This window comes from Micromonospora sp. B006, assembly GCF_003408515.1.
Classification (GTDB): Bacteria; Actinomycetota; Actinomycetes; order Mycobacteriales; family Micromonosporaceae; genus Micromonospora; species Micromonospora echinospora_A.
Window position 1 is genome coordinate 134,653 of sequence record NZ_CP030865.1, and the last position, 19,275, is coordinate 153,927.

The following is a 19,275-nucleotide window of genomic DNA, read 5'->3' on the forward strand; positions in this document are numbered from 1 at the left end:
GGTTGCCGGCGTCGCCGGCGGGTACCGGCCGTGCGGGCTCCCCGCACCGTATCCGGTGGTTGCCCGGAGCCGCCCGGGGGAGCATCGGCCGTCACCGAAAGTCACCGGACGACGTCGATGAGTGTCACTTGCTCGCGTCGGCCCGGAACCACCGGTTGGCGACCGTGCCAACCGTACCGGGCGCTGCGGCGAGGTGGAATCCCGGTGCCGATACGCCGAAGACCCGCCCGGTGTCGGGCGGGTCTTCGGACTGGAGGAGGTGAGAAAGGTCTGTGGCGTCAGCTCATGTGACGCTGGGCGATGGCGAGAAGCTCCTCGCGGACCGCGGGCGAGTTCGCGGAGCGCAGGGCGTGCTCGATGGCACGGGCCCGGCGGTTGGCGTCGCGGCGGGTGCGGATTCGCTCGATCATGCTCATCTTGGGTCTCTCCTCCTGGCTATTCGGTTGTCAGCCCCTTGATGTCTCTATTTAAGCGCACCAGGCCGCCGATCGCCATCGATTATTAGGTGAGCTGAGCCACGTGCCTAAGGATCGTAGGTCCAGAGCGGCATCGATCCTATGATTCGGTTCCCAAAACGGTCACGGCCGGTGTGCCGGGCGTTCACCCGTGGCACACCGGCCGTGACCGGAGCGGTGGTACGTCAGGTCCAGGCGAGCAGCGCCGCCTCCGGGTCGGCGAGGAAGTCCCCGATGTCGCGGAGGAACTTCGAGCCCAGCTCACCGTCGATGATGCGGTGGTCGAAGGAGAGGCCGAGCGTGGTCACCAGGCGCGGCTTCACCTTGCCCTTGTGCACCCACGGCTGCTCCCGTACCGCGCCGAAGGCGAGGATCGCCGACTCGCCCGGAGGCAGGATCGGCGTACCGGTGTCCACGCCGAAGACGCCGACGTTGGTGATGGTGAGCGTGCCGCCGGACATGTCCGCCGGGGACGTCTTGCCCGACTTCGCGGTCTGCACCAGATCCGTCATCGCGTCCGCCAGCTCGCGCAGCGAGAGCCGGCCGGCGTCCTTGATGTTCGGCACGATCAGGCCACGCTCGGTGGCCGCCGCGATGCCGAGGTTCACGTACTCCTTCACCACGATCTCGTCGCCGGCCCAGGTCGAGTTGACCATCGGGTGCCGCTTGACGGCCAGCAGCACCGCCTTGGCGACCAGCAGCAGCGGCGAGACCCGGACGTCGCGCCACTCGCGCCGGTCGCGGAGCCGGTCCAGCGCCTTCATCGCCCGGGTCACGTCGACGGTCAGGAACTCCGTCACGTGCGGCGCGGTGAACGCCGAGCGGGCCATGTTCTCCGCGGTGAGCTTGCGTACCCCCTTGACCGGGATGCGCTGCTCGCGGTCCGCGCCGAAGCTCGCGGCCGACGCGGCCGTCGCCGCGACCGTCAGCGGCTCGGCCGCCGCCGGGGCCGCGGTCGCCGCCCGCTGTACGTCCTCACGGGTGATCGAGCCGAGCGGACCCGAGCCGGTCAGCGTGGCCAGGTCGATGCCGAGGTCCTTCGCCAGCTTGCGGACCGGCGGCTTGGCCAGCACCGGACCGGTGACCCGGCCGTTGCCGTTGACCGTCGGGGCGGGAGCGGGCGCGGGCGCGACCGGCGCGGGTGCCACCGGGGCAGCGGCCTGAGCCGGTGCCGCGGCCGGCGCGTCACCCTTGCGCGGGCGGCGCTTGGCCGGCGCGTTGCGCGGGCCGTAGCCGACGAGCACCGCGGTGCGCCCACCCGGGGCGACACCACCGATCAGACCCGGCTCGACCATGCCCTCGGCGGGCGCGACCTGGACCGCTGCCAGCGACGCGGCCGACGGCGTGGGCAGCTCCGACGCCGGGGTCGCGGTCGTCGACTCCTCGATCGGCCCGGCGCCCGGGTCGGTGTCGATCGCGATGATCGGCACGCCGACCTCGACGGTGGACCCCTCCGGGTGGAAGATCGCCTGCACCCGCCCGGCCCACTTCGCCGGGATCTCGACCGCCGCCTTCGCGGTCTCCACCTCGACGATCGGCTGGTTCAGCTCGATGTCGTCGCCGACCTTGACCAGCCACGCGAGGATCTCGCCCTCGGTCAGGCCCTCGCCCAGGTCGGGAAGGTTGAACTCCTTGATCCGGGACATGCCGCTCACCAGCCGAAGGTGCGGTCGACGGCGTCGAGCACCCGGTCCAGGTCGGGCAGGTACTCCTCCTCCACCCGGGCGGCCGGGTAGGGCGTGTCGAAGCCGGTCACCCGCAGCACCGGGGACTCCAGGGAGTAGAAGCACTCCTCGGTGATCCGGGCCGCGATCTCCGACCCGAGACCCAGGTTGCCCGGGGCCTCGTGCACGACCACGCAGCGGCCGGTGCGCCGCACCGACTCGTACACGGCGGTCAGGTCCAGCGGCGAGAGCGTCCGCAGGTCGATGACCTCCAGCTCGCGGCCGTCCTCGGCGGCGGCGGTGGCCGCGTCGAGCGCGGTGCGGACCATCGGGCCGTACGCGAGGACCGTCGCGTCGGTGCCGGGCCGCGCGACCCGGGCCGAGTGCAGGGGGTACGCGTCGGCGATCGGCGCGTCCAGGTCCACCGGACCCTTCTCCCAGTAGCGCCGCTTCGGCTCCAGGAACACGATCGGGTCGTCCGACGCGATCGCCTGCTGGATCATCACGTAAGCGTCCTGCGGGTTCGCGCAGCTCACCACCTTGAGACCGGCGGTGTGCGCGAAGTACGCCTCGGGCGACTCGGAGTGGTGCTCGACAGCGCCGATGCCGCCGCCGAACGGGATGCGGATGACCATCGGGATCCGCACCTTGCCCTGCGAGCGGTAGTGCATCTTCGCCACCTGCGACACGATCTGGTCGTACGCGGGGTAGACGAAGCCGTCGAACTGGATCTCGCAGACCGGCCGGAAGCCACGGATGGCCAGACCGACAGCGGTGCCGATGATGCCGGACTCGGCCAGCGGGGTGTCGATCACGCGCTGGTCGCCGAAGTCCTTCTGGAGGCCGTCGGTGATCCGGAACACGCCGCCGAGCTTGCCGACGTCCTCGCCCATGATGACGACCTTGGGGTCGTTCTCCAGGGCCCGCCGCAGGCCGGTGTTGAGCGCCTTGCCGAGGGTGAGCGTCTCCGTGGCCATCAGTGGGCGCTCCCCTCGAACGACTCCATGTACTGCGAGAACCGGGCCCGCTGCTCGTCCAGCTCGGGAGACCCGTTGGGGTAGACGTGGTCGAACATGCTCACCGGCTGCGGGTCGGGCATCGCGAGCACGCGCTCACGCAGGTGCACCGACTCGGTGCGGGCCTGCTCGTCGACCTCGGTGAAGAACGACTCGTCGGCGATCTTCTGCTTGGTCAGGAACGCCTTCATCCGGGCGATCGGGTCCTTGGCCTGCCACGCCTCGACCTCGCTGGCGATCCGGTAGCGGGTCGGGTCGTCGGAGGTGGTGTGCGCGCCCATCCGGTAGGTGTACGCCTCGATCAGGCTCGGGCCCTGGCCGTTGCGCGCGTTGTCCAGCGCGTGCCGGGTCACCGCGTACGACGCGAGCACGTCGTTGCCGTCCACCCGGACGCCGGGGAAGCCGAACCCGCCGGCCCGGCGGTACAGCGGGACGCGGGTCTGCCGCTCCAGCGGCTCGGAGATGGCGTACTGGTTGTTCTGGCAGAAGAACACCAGCGGGGCGTTGAAGACGCTGGCCCAGACGAACGACTCGTTGACGTCGCCCTGGCTGGTGGCGCCGTCGCCGAAGTAGGCGATGACCGCCTCGCCGTCCTCGCCGCCGGTCTTGCCGTCCATGGCGACACCCATGGCGTACCCGGTCGCGTGCAGGGTCTGCGCCCCGATCACGATCGTGTACATGTTGAACTTGAACTCGTTCGGGTCCCAGCCGCCCTGGTCGACGCCGCGGAACAGGCCCAGCGGCATGATCGGGTCGATGCCACGGCAGTAGAGCACGCCGTGCTCGCGGTAGGTCGGGAAAGCCATGTCCTGGGTACGCAGCGCCCGGCCGGAGCCGACCTGTGCCGCCTCCTGACCCAGCAGGCTGGCCCAGAGGCCCAGTTCGCCCTGGCGCTGCAGGGCGGTGGCCTCGGCGTCGAGCTTGCGGACCAGGACGAGATCGCGGTAGAGCCCTCGGTACTCCTCGTCGGTGAAGTCGACGCGGTACTCGGTCCCGTCCGGGCCGAGCGCGGTCTCGATCCGCTCACCTTCCGGCGTGAGCAGCTGTACGAGTTCCGGTTCACCGGCCGCGGCGGCGCGCCTGGTACGGGGTGCGGCCCGCTTGCTGCGGGTGGCGGCCCCGGGGTCGCCCTTTGCCATCCGTCTCTCCCTGTCTGTCTGCGCCGGCGCCGGGGGTTACCCGAGCCGAGCACCTCGTGCGCCCGCCCGGCTGATGCCGGGTCGGTCCCTGGCGACCGCGCCTGACCCCGGTAGGGGTTGCCGCGCGGCGTGAGCCGGAGTCGGTCGGTGACAGACCCAGGCCCGGGAGCGCCGGCGCCGTTCCGCACCAGCCGCGGGGTACGCGGAGGTGGCGGCTGCGTTGCCGTCGTGTCTGAATGATTGCAGAGGAGGTGAGCGGGCCCACAGTATGGCCTCCCCCACGAGTGAGGTTCCATCTGGTTCATGACGGATAGCCGTCTTTGTCGCCAGTGGTGCGACCGGTTGACGTACAAAATGTGTGTCGACACGCGGTTGCGACTGGTGAACTGAGCGTCACTGGGTCAAGCTTGCGGTGAGCCGTTGCGCGGCATTTGTCCGAATATCCGTGCGCGCTCTCCCGTCCCCGTTCACGCGTGAGGAGTGTGCCGGTGTCCGAACCAGAGGGTCCCCCCGGCTCGCCCTTCCTCGGCCGGCACCGTGCGCTGCCCGCCTCCCCGTACCGCCGGGTGGTCGGCGCGCACCGCGCCCCCGGAGCGGGTGGACCCAGCCGGGGCTACCTGCTCACCGTGGCGCTGCTCGCCGGCACCGCGTCGATGCCGATCCTCGCCGCGGTCAGCACCGGATCGGCGACCGTGGGCAACAGCGCGCTCCCCGACACCAGCACCCCGTTCCTGCCGACGCCCTCGGTCGGGCCGGTGGTCATCCCGCCGCCCCAGCCCGCCGTGCCGCCCACGCCCACGCCCGCGGTCGACGTCACCTCCGTACCCCCGGCGCGTCCGGTGCTCCCCGCCGCGCCGAGCCTGCCCGACGACAGCGACCTGACCGCCCGCCACCGGTCCCGGCCGGCGGCCGCGCCGCCACCACCGTCCACGCCGGTCCGGCCCACCCCGGTCCGCCCGCCGCGGCCGTCCCCGGTGCCGTCGCCGTCACCGTCGCACTCGCCCTCCGATCCGGGTACGCCGACGCCCGAGCCGAGCCCCAGCCCTGAGCCGTCCGCCACGTCCGTCGAGCCGACGCCTTCGACGGGTTCGTCCGACCCGTCCGGCCCATCGGGTACGTCCGGCCCTGCTGATCCGTCCGGCCCCGCCGAGCCGTCCGGTCCCGCCGACCCGTCGGGTCCCGCCGAGCCGTCCGCCACATCCGCTACCTCCGAGCCGGCCAGCCCGTCGGCTCCGTCCCAGCCGTAGGCCACCTCGTCGGGCCCCACCGCCGAGGCGGCGTCACGCACCGGCCGCCAGGAAGCGTGATCCCGCGTCCGCACCCCTCATGATCGACACCCCTCCGGCGTAGTGGTGCAGACCCGACCGGCCCGATACAGCCACTTCGCCGAGATGGTGTCGATCAACGCGGTTGTGGGTCTTCCCGGGACCTGCCCCTGCCATGGCGGCCGGGGTGGTCCGGAGCGCAGGCCGCATGATCGACACCATTACGCCGTGGTGGTGCGGTTCCGACCGGCCCGATGCCGCCACCTCCCCGAGATGGTGGATCAACGAGAGGGAGGCAGGGCAGGGCAGGCGCATGATCGACACCACTTCCCCGTGGTGGTGTGGTCACGACCGGCTTGATCCAGCCACTTCGGGGAAGTGGTGGGTCAACGGGGCGTGGGGTGTCCAGGGGGCATGCCCTGACGTGCGCGGGTGGTCTGGGGGCGCAGCCTGCATGATCGACATCACTTCGCCGTGGTGGTGCGGTTACGACCGGCCCGATATAGCCACTTCGCCGAGATGGTGTGGATCAACGTGGGCGTGGGGTGTCCAGGGGCATGCCCCTGGACGTGTGCGGGGTGGTCCGGAGGGCGCAGGCCGCATGATCGACACCACTTCGGCGTGGTGGTGTGGTCACGACTGGCTTGATCCAGCCACCTCGCCGAGATGGTGTGGATCAACGCGGTCCGGGGGATGACCTCACGTCGGGCGAGGTGATCCGGGCCGGCTTTTGCATGATCGACCACCACTTCGGCGAAGTGGCTGGATCAGACCGATCGCGACCACGCCACCTCGCCGAAGTGGCGGCGAGCATGCGGGCGTTACTGCCTAGGCCGGGTCGTCGGTCAGCCGGTGGCGGTTCGCCTCGATCCAGGCGTTGAGCGCCTCCGGGTCGTCCGGATCCACCCCGTCCGCCATGAGCTGGGCCACCGCCGCGGTGGCCGGGCTGCGCCGCTCGCCGGTGCTGTAGAGCCGGGCGAACTCCGGGACCATCTCGGTGATCGCCTCGTCCGTCCGGGCGGCGGCCGACTGCGACAGCCCGCGCTGGCGGGCCGCGTACGCCGCCCAGGCGCGCAGCACCCGGGGCAGCATGGCCGCGTCGTCCATGTCCAGCACGGCCCGGCGGTGCACCCAGTCGAGCAGGAACAGCTCCGCGACCATCGGGCTCCACCGCATCGGATCGGCGTCCGGGAAGCTGGCCGCGTGGTCGAGCAGCAGGCCGAGGCAGAAGTGCAGCGAGGCCAGCTCGCCGTCGGCCACCTCGGGCAGGCCGAACCGGGTCGCCTCGGGCGAGTCGAGGAACGCGCGTACCAGACGGGTGCGCTCCTCGTCGGTGGGCGGCGGCACGACAGCCGGCCCGGCCGGCGGGGTCGGCCCGGGCAGTACGGCCAGCCGCGCGCCCACGAGCGCCCGGTCGGTGGCCAGTGAGCCCTGCGCGGGCAGTTCGGTGAGGTCGTCGGTGACCGCCAGGTGGCGGCTCACCTCGGCGTGCATCCGGGCCGGGTCCTCGGTACGGAACCAGGTGAACTCGTCCTCGGTGCAGATCTCCCGGGCCTGCTCCACGATCCGGGCCGCCGGACCGCCGACGAAGACGTCCTTGGTGATGCCGATGTTGTGGTCGACCAGCGCCACCAGCGCGTGCTCCGGCCCGCCCTGCTCCTCGTCGTCGTAGGCGAACGTGGCGAGGTAGGACGTCTGGTCGCCGTACACGTCGCCGTACGCCCAGGCGCCTGTGACGTGCACCCGGCCGAGCTGGGCGGCCCACGTCGGGGCGTACGCGCCGGGCCGGACCCGGGCGGCGCCCTCGGCGTCGGGCACCAGGGCGGCGAAGACGGCGCGCAGTGTGGTCGCGGCGGCGCTGCGCCGCCGGGACGTGGCGGCGAGGAAGCCGGTGACGAACTCGCGGACGGCCTGTTCCCGGTCGTGCTCCGCGACGGCGTAGACGCTGCCCAGCAACGCGGCGCCGAGCATCTCCGCGTCCAGGGCCGAGTCGAGCCTCGTCACGTCGCGCGCGGCGTGCAGCACCGCGTCGTAGGGGGTTTGTGGCGTGGCCATGCATCGACCCTACGCCGCGCGAGCCGCCCCCACACCGGTCAGCGCGCCGGGTTCAGCGCCGCTCGGCCCCGCGCAGCGCCTCCCGGGCCGTGCCGTAGCGGGTCAGCACCGCCCACACCGGGTCCAGCACGTACTTCTCGCCGACGCTGCCCACCGAGGTGAGCAGGCGTCGCTCGGCGCGCGCCCGGGCCCGGCGGGCCGCCCATCCGACCACCGGCCGGGTCAGCGCCGCGATCAGCAGCCCGGCCAGCAGGCCACCGAGCAGCAGGACGGTGGGCCACGGCACCACGCCGAGCGTCGGGTGTTCCAGCGGCGGCAGGCCGAGCAGGCGCACCGCGTACCCGAGGAGCAGCCAGACCAGGCCGGCCAGCGCGGTGAGGGTGACCACCCACTGGAGGACGCCGACCACCCGCCACCAGGCCGGCCGGCGGTCCATGCCCAGGTCGGTCGCGGCGACCGCGTGGTCGAGCGCGCCCGGCAGGTCGGTCTGCCGGGACCGGGCCGCGGCGGTCACCGCGGCCGGCCACGGCGCCGGCAGACCGGCGCCGTGCCGGTCGGCCACCGCGCGGATCGCGAGCGTCAGCGACGAGCGCTGCGCGGCCGTCGGATCGGGTACGGAGGTGGCCGCGACCAGGCTCTCCGCCGGCGCGTCCGGGTCCCGCCCGGGCAGGTGCAACCGGCGCAGCGGGTCCGGTCGCAGCTTGCGCCAGCTCCGCAGCAGCGGCCAGCCGGTGTTGCTGACGGCCCGGTGCCGGTACGCACCCTCGACCGCCTGAGCCACAGTCGGCACCCCGGCCGCCCCGGCCAGCGCCCGGGTCAGCTCCTGTGCCGAGGCGTCACCGGGCCGGGTGCTCGGCGGTTTCGGCCCGACGAGCGGTTCCAGGTCGGCCACCACGGCGTCCACGTCGCCGGAAAGCCGGCGCAGGGCGGCCTGCCGTTCGGCGACCGTACGCTCCAACTCGGCCCGCAGGCCGCTGAGCCCGTTCGGGTCCACCGCTACCGTCGGCAGCAGCGGCACCCCGCCCAGCCCGTCGGCGTCGAGCAGCCGGCGCAGGTCGTCGAGGACCTTGGGCAGCTCGGTCGGGTGCAGCCGGTCGGCCTGGTTGAGCACCACGACGGTGACGTCCTTGTGCCTGTGGAACTCGCGCAGGTAGCTGGTGTGGATCACGCGGTCCGCGTACTTCTGCGGGTCGACCACCCAGACCACCAGGTCGACCAGGCCCAGCAGGCGGTCCACCTCCAGCCGGTGGCCGTGCTGCACCGAGTCGAAGTCGGGCAGGTCGAGCAGGACGAGGCCGTGCAGCGTCGACTCGTCGTCGCCGTCCAGCGGGCTCTCCCGGACGAACCGGTGCCGGGGCAGCACGCCGATCCAGTCGAGCAGCCGGACCGCGCCGTCCAGCGGACCCCACACGCAGGCGTGCGCGACGCCGGTGGTCGGCCGGCGCACCCCGACCGGGGAGAGGTCGAGCCGGGCCAGCGAGTTGAACAGGCTCGACTTGCCGCTGCCGGTCGCGCCGGCCAGCGCCACCACCGTGTGCCGCCCGGAGAGGGCGAGCCGGTCACCGGCCCGCTCGACCACCGTGTGCGCGGCGACCAGTTGGGCGTCGGGCACGTCACCGTCCACCGCGCTCAGGAACCGCTGGATCGCCTGGAGGCGCTCGATCAGCACGTCCGGGTCGACCCGCTGCTCGCCGCGCAGCGCGTCACGCATCCGTCCGACGACGTTGCTCACGGTGCCTTCCTTGCTCGCGGCTGCTCGGTGGCCGGGAACAGGCCGCTGCGGTGCCGGGCCCGCTCGACCTCCAGGGCGGCCCAGCGCAGCGCCGCGCCGGCGTTGTCGGCCGGGCGTTCGGCCTCGGTGCGGGCCAGGAAGCGCTCGGCCTCCTCGGCCAGCAGCTTGCCGACCCGGTCGAGCAGGTCGACGCGGGCCTTGCGGGACAGGTTCCGCACCGCCTGGTCGCCGAAGATCGCCTGGAGCACTGTCTGCCCGGCGACCGCGGTGCCGGTGCCGGCCGCGACCTCCAGCCCGGTGGGGATGAACGCGGTGGAGGCGAACACGCCGATCATGACGACGAGGCCGGTGGCGTTCACCGCGTACGCCGCGGTGCGGGCCACGAAGCGCCGGTCGCCGCCCTCGACCCGGACCAGCTCCAGCACGCCGCGCTGCCAGTCGCGGACCAGCTGCTCGGCCCGCTGCGGCAGGTCGGCCGCGGCGTGGGCCAGGTCCGGCTCCAGCAGCGCCGCGCCGGCCGGGTGCGCCTTCCAACCGGTGTACGCGTTCTCCGCCGCCTCGTCGGCCACCCCGCGCAGCAGGGTGACGAGCTGCGACTCGATCGCGGTACGCAGTTCCGCGGCGGGCGCGGGCCGCCCGGTGACCGCCGCGACGACCCGGTCCCGCAGCCGGCCGATCCGTGCCTCCAGGCCCCGGAAGAACTCGCCGGTGCCGATGAACTCCTGCCAGCGGGCCAGCACCTCGCCGCGCAGCAGCCGGCCGTCCCTGAGCCCCTGGTCGACGGTCCGTTCCGCGCCCCGGTACGCGGCCCGTACCCGCTCGTCCAGCGCGTCGGCGGCGGTGCACTGCTCGTCGGCTGCCTCGGCGAGCTCCTCCACCACCGGGTGCAGCGCGGCCAGCGCGCCGTCGAGCGTCTGCCGGACCACCGCGGCGCGGGCGTCGGCGTCGGCGGCGAGCCGGGTGAACCAGTCGCTGAGCGGCGCGGTGATCCGGTCCGGCAGCAGCCCCTGCCCGTCCACCCAGGTCTCCGGCAGGACGAACAGCGGCGCCGCGCCGAGTTCCTGCTCGGCGAGCATCTCGGACAGGTGGGCGGCGACCTCGTCGGCTGCCTCCGGGGGCACCCGGTCCAGCACCATCGCGACCGCCGTGCCCCGGGCGCGGGCGCTGCGCAGCAGCTCCCAGGGGACGGCGTCGGCGTATCGGGCGGCGGTGGTGACGAACAGCCAGAGGTCGGCGGCGGCGAGCAGCTGCCCGGCGAGCGCCCGGTTGGCGTCGACCACGGAGTCGATGTCGGGCGCGTCGAGGAAGGCCAGGCCGGGCGGGAGCGCCGGGGCGGTGACCAGGTGCAGGGTGCCCGGCTGCTCGCTCGGCTCGGTGGTGCGGGTCAGGCCGGGCAGCAGCTCGCCCTGGCGGAACCAGGACGCGTCGCTGGGGCTGCACACCAGCACCGGTGAGCGGGTGGTCGGGCGGAGCACCCCGGCCGTGCTGACCCGTGCCTGGACCAGGCTGTTGACGAGCGTCGACTTGCCCGCGCCGGTGGAGCCGCCGACGACCACCAGGAGCGGGGCGTCGAGCCGGGCCAGGCGGGGAAGCAAATAGTCGTCGAGCTGGTCGGTGAGGCTCGTGGCGGCGTGCCGGGCCGGCTCGGCCGAGGGGAGGGCGAGCGGGAAGCGGGCCGCGCCGATCGCCGACCGCAGGCCGGTGAGCGCGGCGGGCAGGCCCTCCGCGGCGTGCGCAGGCTGGTCGGGGCCGGTGGTGGCTCCGGTGCGGGCTGCGACGGCGGGCGCGCCGGCACTGGTGGCGGAATCGCCATGCGTCGTCACCGCTAAAGCGTGCCCGACCGACGCAAGGTAAGACAACCGGGCAGTAGTAACGGTCGGGTTGCGCCGGGTCCGCTCAACCTCGACTTGCGGATTGGCGATGGCGTGGCACTATTGAGTCAAGTTCACTCAACTTGTGGTGCGACCGCTTCCGGGCGGTCCCCCGGGCAGGCCGTCTGACCTGCTCACCCGTTACGAAGCGAGGAAGCGAACATGGCACGTGCGGTCGGCATCGACCTCGGCACGACGAACTCCTGCGTCAGCGTTCTCGAGGGCGGTGAGCCCACCGTCATCGCCAACGCAGAGGGCTCGCGTACGACTCCCTCGATCGTCGCGTTCGCCCGCAACGGCGAGGTGCTCGTCGGTGAGGTCGCCAAGCGCCAGGCGGTGACCAACCCCGACCGGACCATTCGCTCGGTCAAGCGGGAGATCGGCACCAACTGGACCGTCGACATCGACGGCAAGAAGTACACCCCGCAGGAGATCTCGGCCCGCACGCTGATGAAGCTGAAGCGGGACGCCGAGGCGTACCTGGGCGAGCAGATCACCGACGCGGTGATCACCGTCCCGGCCTACTTCAACGACGGTCAGCGCCAGGCCACCAAGGAGGCCGGTGAGATCGCCGGCTTCAACGTGCTGCGGATCGTGAACGAGCCGACCGCGGCCGCCCTGGCGTACGGCCTGGACAAGGGTTCCAAGGAGCAGACCGTCCTGGTCTTCGACCTCGGTGGCGGCACCTTCGACGTGTCGCTGCTGGAGCTGGCCGAGGGCGTGGTGGAGGTCAAGTCCACCAGCGGTGACAACCAGCTCGGCGGTGACGACTGGGACCAGCGCATCATCGACCACCTGGTGAAGACGTTCCGCGGCGAGCACGGCATCGACCTCTCGCAGGACAAGATGGCGATGCAGCGGCTCAAGGAGGCGGCCGAGAAGGCCAAGATCGAGCTGTCCGCCGCCACCACCAGCAACATCAACCTGCCGTACATCACCGCCGGTTCGGCCGGCCCGCTGCACCTCGACGTGACGCTGAGCCGCGCCGAGTTCCAGCGCATGACGCAGGACCTGCTGGACCGCTGCAAGGGCCCGTTCGAGCAGGCCGTCAAGGACGCCGGGATCAAGATTTCCGACGTCGACCACGTCATCCTGGTCGGCGGCTCGACCCGGATGCCGGCCGTCACCGACCTGGTCAAGCAGCTCACCGGCCGTGACCCGAACAAGGGCGTCAACCCGGACGAGGTCGTCGCCGTCGGCGCCGCGCTCCAGGCCGGTGTGCTCAAGGGTGAGGTCAAGGACGTCCTGCTGCTCGACGTGACCCCGCTGAGCCTGGGCATCGAGACCAAGGGCGGCATCTTCACCAAGCTCATCGAGCGCAACACCACCATCCCGACCAAGCGCTCCGAGGTCTTCACCACTGCCGACGACAACCAGCCGTCGGTGCTGATCCAGGTGTTCCAGGGCGAGCGGGAGATCGCGGCCTACAACAAGAAGCTCGGCACCTTCGAGCTGACCGGTCTCCCGCCGGCCCCGCGCGGCGTGCCGCAGATCGAGGTCACGTTCGACATCGACGCCAACGGCATCGTGAACGTGCACGCCAAGGACCTGGGCACCGGCAAGGAGCAGAAGATGACGATCACCGGCGGCTCCTCGCTGCCGAAGGACGACATCGAGCGGATGCGCCGGGACGCCGAGGAGCACGCCGACGAGGACAAGCGCCGCCGCGAGGAGGCCGAGACCCGCAACGTGGCCGAGGCGCTCCAGTGGCAGACCGAGAAGTTCCTCGCCGAGAGCGGCGACAAGCTGCCCAGCGAGAACCGTGACCAGCTCAACGAGGCGCTCGGCGAGCTGCGCAGCGCGCTCGGCGGCCAGGACATCGAGAAGATCAAGTCCGCGCACGAGAAGCTGGCGCAGGTCTCCCAGCAGGCCGGCTCGCTGCTCTACGCCCAGCAGCAGGAGGGCGAGCAGGCCGCGCCGGGCGGCGCGGCCGGGCCGGGCGCCGGCGCGGGTGCGGCCGGTGGCCCGAAGGCCGGTGGCGACGACGACGTGGTCGACGCGGAGATCGTGGACGAGGACAAGAAGTGACATCCGGTCCCGGACACGATTCGCACGGCAGAGGGATGAGGTAACCGCATGACGGACAAGCCACGTGCGGCCGACCCGGGTGCCACCGGGTCGGCGCCGGGCGCCGGCAAGCACGCCGGCGACGAACCCCGGGTCGTCATCCGCGACAAGCGCAAGCTCGGCAAGGTGACCGAGCAGCCGGCGAACAACGTCTCGGCGGCGGACGCCGCTGCCGACGCGCCCGCCGAAGGGCTGGTCGAGGAGGCCGAGGTCGTGGTCGACGAGATCGGCGGCGAGGCCGAGGTCAACGGGCCGACGGTGGTCGACTCCCCGGCTGAGCCGAGCGGGGAGACCGAGGCGGGCGCGCCGCTCGGCGCCGAGCTGGAGTCGCTCCGTACCGACCTGGAGGAGCGCACCCGCGACCTCCAGCGGGTCACGGCGGAGTACGCCAACTACCGCAAGCGGGTCGACCGGGACCGCAACCTGGTCCAGGAGCAGGCCACCGGGGCGGTGCTCAGCGCGCTGCTGCCGATCCTGGACGACCTGGACCGGGCCCGCGAGCACGGCGATCTGGTGGGCCCGTTCGGCAGCGTGGCCGAGCAGCTCACCGGCGCGCTGGGCAAGTTCGGCCTGACCGCCTTCGGCGAGAAGGGCGACCCGTTCGACCCGACCCGGCACGAGGCGGTGGCGCACCAGACCTCCGCCGACGTGACCGAGTCGACCTGCGTGCAGGTCATGCGCCGGGGTTACCAGCTCGGCGAGCGGCTGCTGCGGCCCGCCATGGTCGCGGTCGCGGACCCGGAGTAGTGCCGACCCGTGACGTCCCGCTCGCCCGCACCGGGCGGGCGGGACGGCCGGGCTTCGACCCGTGGAAGGGGGTGGACCGGTGAGTTCCAAGGACTGGATCGAGAAGGACTACTACGCCGCGCTGGGCGTGGAGAAGTCCGCCTCCTCGGACGAGATCAAGAAGGCGTACCGCAAGCTGGCCCGGGAGTCGCACCCGGACCACAACCCCGGCGACACCGGGGCCGAGGAGCGGTTCAAGACCGTCTCCGAGGCGTACGCGGTGCTGGGCGACGAGAAGAAGCGACGCGAGTACGACGAGATGCGCTCGCTGTTCGGCTCGGGTGCCTTCCGGCGCAACGCCCGTGGCCCGGGCCAGCCGGGCGGCGTGCCGTTCGACGTCTCCGACCTGTTCGGCGGCGGCGCGGGCGGCGGCGACACCCGGTTCGGCGGTGGCGGTTTCACCGACCTGTTCAGCTCGATCTTCTCCGGAGGCGGCGGGGGCGGCGCGGCGCGCCCGCGCGGCCCGGCGCGCGGCCGGGACGTCGAGACCGAGGTGGCGCTCGACTTCTCCGACGCGGTCCGCGGCGTCACGCTGCCGCTGACGCTGCGCGCGCCCGGCGTCTGCGACACCTGCCACGGCAACGGCGCGAAGCCGGGTACGCAGCCGGTGGCCTGCCCGGTCTGTCACGGCGCCGGGGTGACCACCCGCAACCAGGGGTCGTTCAGCTTCTCCGAGCCGTGCCGCAACTGTCAGGGCGTCGGCACGATCGTCGAGGAGAAGTGCCCGGAGTGCCACGGCACCGGCGGGGTCACCAAGACCCGCACGCTCAACGTGCGCTTCCCCGCCGGAGTGGCCGACGGACAGCGGATCCGGCTGGCCGGCCGGGGTGAGCCCGGCGAGCGGGGCGGTCCGGCGGGCGACCTGTTCGTGCAGGTGAAGGTCCGCCCGGACGAGCTGTTCGGGCGCACCGGGGACGACCTGACCCTGAACGTCCCGATCACGTACGCCGAGGCGGTTCTCGGCACGGACCTGCGCGTCCCGACCCTGGACGGGACGGTGACGCTGCGGGTGCCACCGGGTACGCCGAGCGGGCGGGTGCTGCGCGCCCGCGGCATGGGCGTCGTACGCAAGGACGGCCGCGCCGGTGACCTGCTGGTCACGCTCGACGTGGTGGTCCCGGCGAAGGTCTCGGACGAGGCGCGGGCGGCGCTGGAGACCTTCGCGGCGCAGACTCCGCCCGCCGCGCGGGAACATCTCGACGCGCGGGTACGTCGATTCAGTTGACGGCGGCAGCGGAGGTGAGCGGGCATGTCGGAGGGTTACGTCGGCTCAGGTGACCCGGCCTACGAGGCCAAGGTCTTGATGATCTCGGTGGCTGCGCGGATGGCGGGGATGCACCCCCAGACGCTGCGCCAGTACGACCGGCTGGGCCTGGTGCAGGCGGGCCGGGCGTCCGGCGGTGGTCGCCGGTACAGCGTCCGGGACGTGGTGCTGCTGCGCGAGGTGCAGCGGCTCAGCCAGGACGACGGGATCAACCTGGCCGGGGTCAAGCGGATCATCGGGCTGGAGCGGCTGCTCGAAGAGGCGCAGCAGCGGGTGGCCCGTCTGGAGGCGGAGCTGGACGCCGCGTACCGGCGGATCGCCGAGCTGGAGTCGCTCGGCGGCTTTCCCCGCGGCGATCTCGTGCCGACCAACCGCACGTCCACCGCGCTCGTCGTGTGGCGACCGCGCCGCGCTCCCGACCGCTGACCTTCACCGGAAGGCCGGCGCGCCCCGCTCCCCCGGGGCCGCGCCGGCCTTCGTGCGTCCGGCCTTCGTGCGTCCATGGTCTGGGGCGCTCGTCGGAGGAATGCGGGATGCGGCAGGGCGCTGTCGACTAGGCTCGCCGGTAGGGCCAAAACCCCTAAATCGGACGCCGAGCTGGCAGGGGGAGCCATGGCGGAACCGGCGAAGAAGGTGGCGGAACGCGCCGAGGAACGGCTGGAGAAGGTGGCCGAGAACGTCCGCGAGCGGTTCGACCGGGTCACCGAGGGACGCTTCAGCGACAAGGTCAAGGAAGGGCGCTTCGCCGACCAGACGGACCACGGCGTGGACCGGGCCCGGGACGACGAGAGGCGCAAGAAGCAGGGCGGGTCGACCTGACGATCCGCCGACGTGCGGGCCGGGATCCACGGGGGATCCCGGCCCGTTCGTGTGCTCGGGATCCCGGCCCGTTCGTGTTCCGGGTAGGGCGACGCGTCAGAGGCGGCGGTTCTCGCGGACCAGGCCGCCCTCGCACCAGTCCCGGTAGACGAAGAGGTCCGGCCGGGCGAGCAACACGCGGCTGTTGTGCGCCCAGTTGCGCATCAGGTCGTCACCGGAGCGTTCGGCCTGCTCGACCAGCTTGCGGAACCGGCGCTTGGGATGGGCACGGAAGTTCGTCCGGATGCCGTCGGCGGCGTAGATGTAGAGGCAGTGCAGCGTGAACCGGCGGGCCGGGCAGCCCTGGTCCATCGCCAGGTCGAACAACGTCTGGACCAGGTGGTCACCGGCGACCAGCAGGTCCCAGTCGGGCGGCATCGAGGTCAGCGGCACCGAATCCGGTTGATAGGCCCACGCCCGGAGTTCGGCGGGCGAGGGATCGACCGGGTTGGCGAAGCCGTGGAACGTCTCTTCCTGCACGCTCACCGGCCGACCTTCCGCTTGCGCTGGCGGGGGCACCGGCCACCCGCGGACCCTGGCTGCTGGGCCGAAACGTTAACGCGGCTGAGCGGAGCAGGGGTAGACCTTCCGGGGATCAATTTGACAACGCCGGGCCGGATCTGCCTGTGGCTGGTCTGGCCCGGCGCGTGTCAGTCCCCGGTCGGCGCGGGCAACGCCGCTGCCGCACGGGCGGCGGCGGCGCGGGTGCGCAGCCACTGCTTGAACCACTGGGTGTCGGGCAGCCGGGCGAGCAGCGGCCCGGTCACCACCGTGATCAACACGTACGCGGTGGCGAGCGCCGCCAGCTTCGGGTTCACCGGGTAGGCGGCCGCGACTGCGAGTCCGGCGATGACGATGGAGAACTCGCCGCGCGGTGTCAGCGCCAGGCCGGCCCGCCAGCGACCGGGCTCGGCGATCCCCGCCCGGCGGGCGGCCAGGTAGCCGGTAGCCACCTTCGTCGCCATGGTGACCACAGCCAGCACCAGCGCGGGCAGCAGCACCGGCGGCATGTCCAGCGGGTTGGTGACCAGCCCGAAGAACACGAAGAAGACAGCGGCGAAGAGATCCCGCAGCGGGGAGAGCAGTTCGGTGGCGTGGTGCGCCACCGGCCCGGACAACGCGATGCCGACCAGGAACGCGCCGACCGCGGCGGAGACCTGGAGCTTTGCCGCGACGCCCGCCACGAGCAGGGTCAGGCCGAGCACCCCGAGCAGGAGCGCCTCCGGGTCCTTGGCCGACAGCGCGGCGGAGATCAGGTGGCCGTACCGGATCGCCACGGCCAGCACCACGACGACGGTGAACACCGCGATGGCGAGCGCGATGCCGCCCTTCATGAGGCCGACCCCGGCGAGCAGCGCGGTGACCAGCGGCAGGTAGAGGGCCATCGCCAGGTCCTCGATCACGAGGACGGAGAGGATCACCGGCGTCTCCCGGTTACCGACCCGGCCCAGGTCGCCGAGCACCTTGGCGATCACGCCTGAGGACGACACCCAGGTGACGCCTCCGAGCACCACGGCCGCGACCCAGCCCCACCCGAGCAGCAGCGCGAACCCGAAGCCGGGCAGCGCGTTGAAAACCGCGTCGATCAGACCGGCCGGCGCGGCCGAGCGGAGGTTGCCCACCAGTTCGTTGGCGCTGTACTCCAGGCCGAGCATGACCAGCAGCAGGATCACGCCGATCTCGGCGCCGACGGCGAAGAACTCCTCGCTGGCGTTGAGCGGCAGCAGGCCACCGTGCCCGAACGCCAGGCCGGCGAGCAGGTAGAGCGGGATGGGCGAGACACCGACGCGACGGCTCAGCCGGCCGAGCAGGCCGAGCAGGAGCAGCAGCGCACCGACCTCGATGAGCAGGATTGTGGTTTCGTGCATACGCGTCAGACGTCCGGGTCGGTCTCGGCGAGGATCGCGGTGACGCCGTCGAGCCCCTGACGGGTACCGACCACGACGACCACGTCGCCGGCTTCGAACCGGAAGGTGGGATCCGGCGAGACGTTCACCGTGCCCTGACGCAGCACGGCGACGATCGACGCGCTGGTCCGGGTCCGGGCCTTGGTGTCACCCAGCCGCTTGTTGACGTACTTCGACCCCGCCGGAATGGCGATCTGCTCGGTCAGCAGCCCGGCGGCCTGCTCGCGCAGCCCGGAGAGCTGACCCAGCATCAGCGACGCGCCGAGGATGTCGGCGAGCGCCTCCGCCTCGTCGTCCGTGAGGGGGATGTCGTGCTGGCAGGAGTCGGGATCTTCCGGGTCGTACAGGACCAGGTCGCGACGGCCATTGCGGTGGGAGACCACACCGAGCCGGCGGCCGGACTCCGTCATCAGGTCATGACGTACGCCGATACCTGGCAGGGCGGTCTGCTCGACACGTACTCGCACGCGGGTGAGGCTACTCCCGCCGTGCACGCGCCGATTTCGGGGCCGAACAAAGGTCGGTCAATGCGGCTCGTCTAGGCCTTGCCGCCGTACGGGCCGGTGGCAGCCTGTGGGTGCCCAAGCTCGGTCGGCTTGCCTCGTCCGTGTAGGACATCCGGCAGATCAGCGATTCCTTGCCGCGCTGCATCCGGATGTAGCTGGGCGCGCGATAACCGATCCCTTAGCCCATACGGTGACCTGTCCACGCACCACGTGGCGGCTGCCTCGACGTCAGCGTCGAGGCAGCCGCCACGTCAGCGATGACTGGTTACACGATTTCTACGATCCGCTCCTTACCTGTCTTCGTGTCACGGAAGACAAGCTCGTTGCCGTTGCGGATGTTCTCATCGACCATGGCGTAGACCGCAATGGCGCGGTTCACCACATCGGTGCGGTTGAACCGGGTTCGTGCGATCAAGTTCTGAAGGTCGGTCCAGACCTTCGGGATGATGCCGACCGTGATCCTGTTGATCACGTACTCCTCGACCTCACCCGATTCGTTGCTCGCGTCCGCCCGTTGCTGAAGCTGCGTCCGGCTGCCCATGTCGCCTCCTTTCGCTGTCAGCCGTAGCGGGGTGCGTAAGGGCCCTGTTCAGGTGCTCCACGGCGTCCCCGTGCCTCCATTCTGCCACAGAACGGTGCTGCCTGCCACCAAATCTGATGCGTCAGCGCATCACGATCGTGACTCCAGGG

At 72.1% G+C, this 19,275-nt stretch carries 17 protein-coding genes; 6 read left to right on the top strand and 11 right to left on the bottom strand.

The window, feature by feature from the left end:
* Positions 1–278: 278 nt before the first annotated feature.
* The 4 genes from MicB006_RS31920 to pdhA form a co-directional block, all read right to left on the bottom strand.
* Positions 279–416, bottom strand: a complete 138-nt coding sequence (locus MicB006_RS31920; protein ID WP_013283356.1) for a hypothetical protein — start codon at positions 414–416, stop codon at positions 279–281.
* Positions 417–640: 224 nt separating this feature from the next.
* Positions 641–2,101: a dihydrolipoamide acetyltransferase family protein gene (locus MicB006_RS00675; protein WP_116511043.1), complete on the bottom strand. Its 1,461-nt coding sequence runs from the start codon at positions 2,099–2,101 to the stop codon at positions 641–643.
* Positions 2,102–2,106: 5 nt separating this feature from the next.
* Positions 2,107–3,096: an alpha-ketoacid dehydrogenase subunit beta gene (locus MicB006_RS00680; RefSeq protein WP_073826870.1), complete on the bottom strand. Its 990-nt coding sequence runs from the start codon at positions 3,094–3,096 to the stop codon at positions 2,107–2,109.
* Positions 3,096–4,274, bottom strand: coding sequence for a pyruvate dehydrogenase (acetyl-transferring) E1 component subunit alpha (gene pdhA / locus MicB006_RS00685; protein ID WP_116503165.1), 1,179 nt, complete (start codon positions 4,272–4,274; stop codon positions 3,096–3,098). The genes MicB006_RS00680 and pdhA overlap by 1 nt, the downstream gene beginning before the upstream one ends.
* 488 nt (positions 4,275–4,762) lie before the next feature.
* On the opposite strand from pdhA, the gene MicB006_RS31760 reads away from it, so the two are divergent.
* Positions 4,763–5,521 carry a hypothetical protein gene (locus MicB006_RS31760; RefSeq protein WP_161565903.1) on the top strand — a complete coding sequence of 253 codons (759 nt, stop codon included), beginning with the start codon at positions 4,763–4,765 and terminating at the stop codon, positions 5,519–5,521.
* Positions 5,522–6,367: 846 nt separating this feature from the next.
* Here the strand turns inward: MicB006_RS31760 and MicB006_RS00695 are convergent.
* Genes MicB006_RS00695 through MicB006_RS00705 form a run of 3 tightly spaced genes read right to left on the bottom strand, consistent with a single transcriptional unit; the run spans position 6,368 to position 11,149 of the window.
* Entirely contained in the window at positions 6,368–7,594 is a 1,227-nt protein-coding gene (locus tag MicB006_RS00695; protein ID WP_116503167.1) for a hypothetical protein, read from the bottom strand.
* A 52-nt stretch (positions 7,595–7,646) separates the two neighbouring features.
* Entirely contained in the window at positions 7,647–9,305 is a 1,659-nt protein-coding gene (locus MicB006_RS00700; protein ID WP_116511046.1) for a GTPase, read from the bottom strand.
* A 17-nt stretch (positions 9,306–9,322) separates the two neighbouring features.
* Positions 9,323–11,149, bottom strand: a complete 1,827-nt coding sequence (locus tag MicB006_RS00705; RefSeq protein ID WP_116503169.1) for an ABC transporter — start codon at positions 11,147–11,149, stop codon at positions 9,323–9,325.
* Between the two features lie 210 nt (positions 11,150–11,359).
* Between MicB006_RS00705 and dnaK the strand changes: the two genes are divergently transcribed.
* The 5 genes from dnaK (at position 11,360) to MicB006_RS00730 (ending at position 16,133) form a co-directional block, all read left to right on the top strand.
* Positions 11,360–13,225 carry a molecular chaperone DnaK gene (gene dnaK, locus MicB006_RS00710; RefSeq protein WP_073826860.1) on the top strand — a complete coding sequence of 622 codons (1,866 nt, stop codon included), beginning with the start codon at positions 11,360–11,362 and terminating at the stop codon, positions 13,223–13,225.
* 48 nt (positions 13,226–13,273) lie between these two features.
* Positions 13,274–14,011: a nucleotide exchange factor GrpE gene (grpE, locus tag MicB006_RS00715; protein WP_116503171.1), complete on the top strand. Its 738-nt coding sequence runs from the start codon at positions 13,274–13,276 to the stop codon at positions 14,009–14,011.
* Between the two features lie 79 nt (positions 14,012–14,090).
* On the top strand, positions 14,091–15,275 hold the full coding sequence (gene dnaJ / locus MicB006_RS00720) for a molecular chaperone DnaJ (RefSeq protein WP_073826857.1): 1,185 nt from the start codon (positions 14,091–14,093) through the stop codon (positions 15,273–15,275).
* A gap of 24 nt (positions 15,276–15,299) precedes the next feature.
* On the top strand, positions 15,300–15,740 hold the full coding sequence (locus MicB006_RS00725) for a heat shock protein transcriptional repressor HspR (RefSeq protein WP_073826855.1): 441 nt from the start codon (positions 15,300–15,302) through the stop codon (positions 15,738–15,740).
* 186 nt (positions 15,741–15,926) lie between these two features.
* Positions 15,927–16,133 (top strand): hypothetical protein, encoded by a 207-nt coding sequence (locus tag MicB006_RS00730; protein WP_043327580.1) that lies wholly within the window; start codon positions 15,927–15,929, stop codon positions 16,131–16,133.
* Between the two features lie 96 nt (positions 16,134–16,229).
* On the opposite strand, the gene MicB006_RS00735 is transcribed toward MicB006_RS00730, so the two are convergent.
* The 4 genes from MicB006_RS00735 to MicB006_RS00750 form a co-directional block, all read right to left on the bottom strand.
* Complete coding sequence (locus MicB006_RS00735) at positions 16,230–16,658, bottom strand: hypothetical protein (RefSeq protein WP_116503173.1); 429 nt, start codon at positions 16,656–16,658, stop codon at positions 16,230–16,232.
* A gap of 164 nt (positions 16,659–16,822) precedes the next feature.
* Entirely contained in the window at positions 16,823–18,040 is a 1,218-nt protein-coding gene (locus MicB006_RS00740; protein WP_073826851.1) for a cation:proton antiporter, read from the bottom strand.
* Positions 18,041–18,045: 5 nt separating this feature from the next.
* Entirely contained in the window at positions 18,046–18,546 is a 501-nt protein-coding gene (locus tag MicB006_RS00745; protein WP_030500543.1) for a cation:proton antiporter regulatory subunit, read from the bottom strand.
* 304 nt (positions 18,547–18,850) lie between these two features.
* Positions 18,851–19,126 (bottom strand): hypothetical protein, encoded by a 276-nt coding sequence (locus MicB006_RS00750; RefSeq protein WP_116503175.1) that lies wholly within the window; start codon positions 19,124–19,126, stop codon positions 18,851–18,853.
* Positions 19,127–19,275 lie beyond the last annotated feature (149 nt).

What these genes read in the sequence shown, in the direction of transcription:
- dnaK (WP_073826860.1), top strand. Translation starts at nt 11,360, where the DNA reads ATGGCACGTGCGGTCGGCATCGACCTCGGCACGACGAACTCCTGCGTC.
- MicB006_RS00725 (WP_073826855.1), top strand. Translation starts at nt 15,300, where the DNA reads ATGTCGGAGGGTTACGTCGGCTCAGGTGACCCGGCCTACGAGGCCAAG.
- MicB006_RS00695 (WP_116503167.1), bottom strand. Translation starts at nt 7,594, where the DNA reads ATGGCCACGCCACAAACCCCCTACGACGCGGTGCTGCACGCCGCGCGC.
- MicB006_RS00680 (WP_073826870.1), bottom strand. Translation starts at nt 3,096, where the DNA reads ATGGCCACGGAGACGCTCACCCTCGGCAAGGCGCTCAACACCGGCCTG.
- MicB006_RS00700 (WP_116511046.1), bottom strand. Translation starts at nt 9,305, where the DNA reads ATGCGTGACGCGCTGCGCGGCGAGCAGCGGGTCGACCCGGACGTGCTG.
- grpE (WP_116503171.1), top strand. Translation starts at nt 13,274, where the DNA reads ATGACGGACAAGCCACGTGCGGCCGACCCGGGTGCCACCGGGTCGGCG.
- MicB006_RS00730 (WP_043327580.1), top strand. Translation starts at nt 15,927, where the DNA reads ATGGCGGAACCGGCGAAGAAGGTGGCGGAACGCGCCGAGGAACGGCTG.
- MicB006_RS31920 (WP_013283356.1), bottom strand. Translation starts at nt 416, where the DNA reads ATGAGCATGATCGAGCGAATCCGCACCCGCCGCGACGCCAACCGCCGG.
- MicB006_RS00740 (WP_073826851.1), bottom strand. Translation starts at nt 18,040, where the DNA reads ATGCACGAAACCACAATCCTGCTCATCGAGGTCGGTGCGCTGCTGCTC.
- pdhA (WP_116503165.1), bottom strand. Translation starts at nt 4,274, where the DNA reads ATGGCAAAGGGCGACCCCGGGGCCGCCACCCGCAGCAAGCGGGCCGCA.
- MicB006_RS00750 (WP_116503175.1), bottom strand. Translation starts at nt 19,126, where the DNA reads ATGGGCAGCCGGACGCAGCTTCAGCAACGGGCGGACGCGAGCAACGAA.
- MicB006_RS00675 (WP_116511043.1), bottom strand. Translation starts at nt 2,101, where the DNA reads ATGTCCCGGATCAAGGAGTTCAACCTTCCCGACCTGGGCGAGGGCCTG.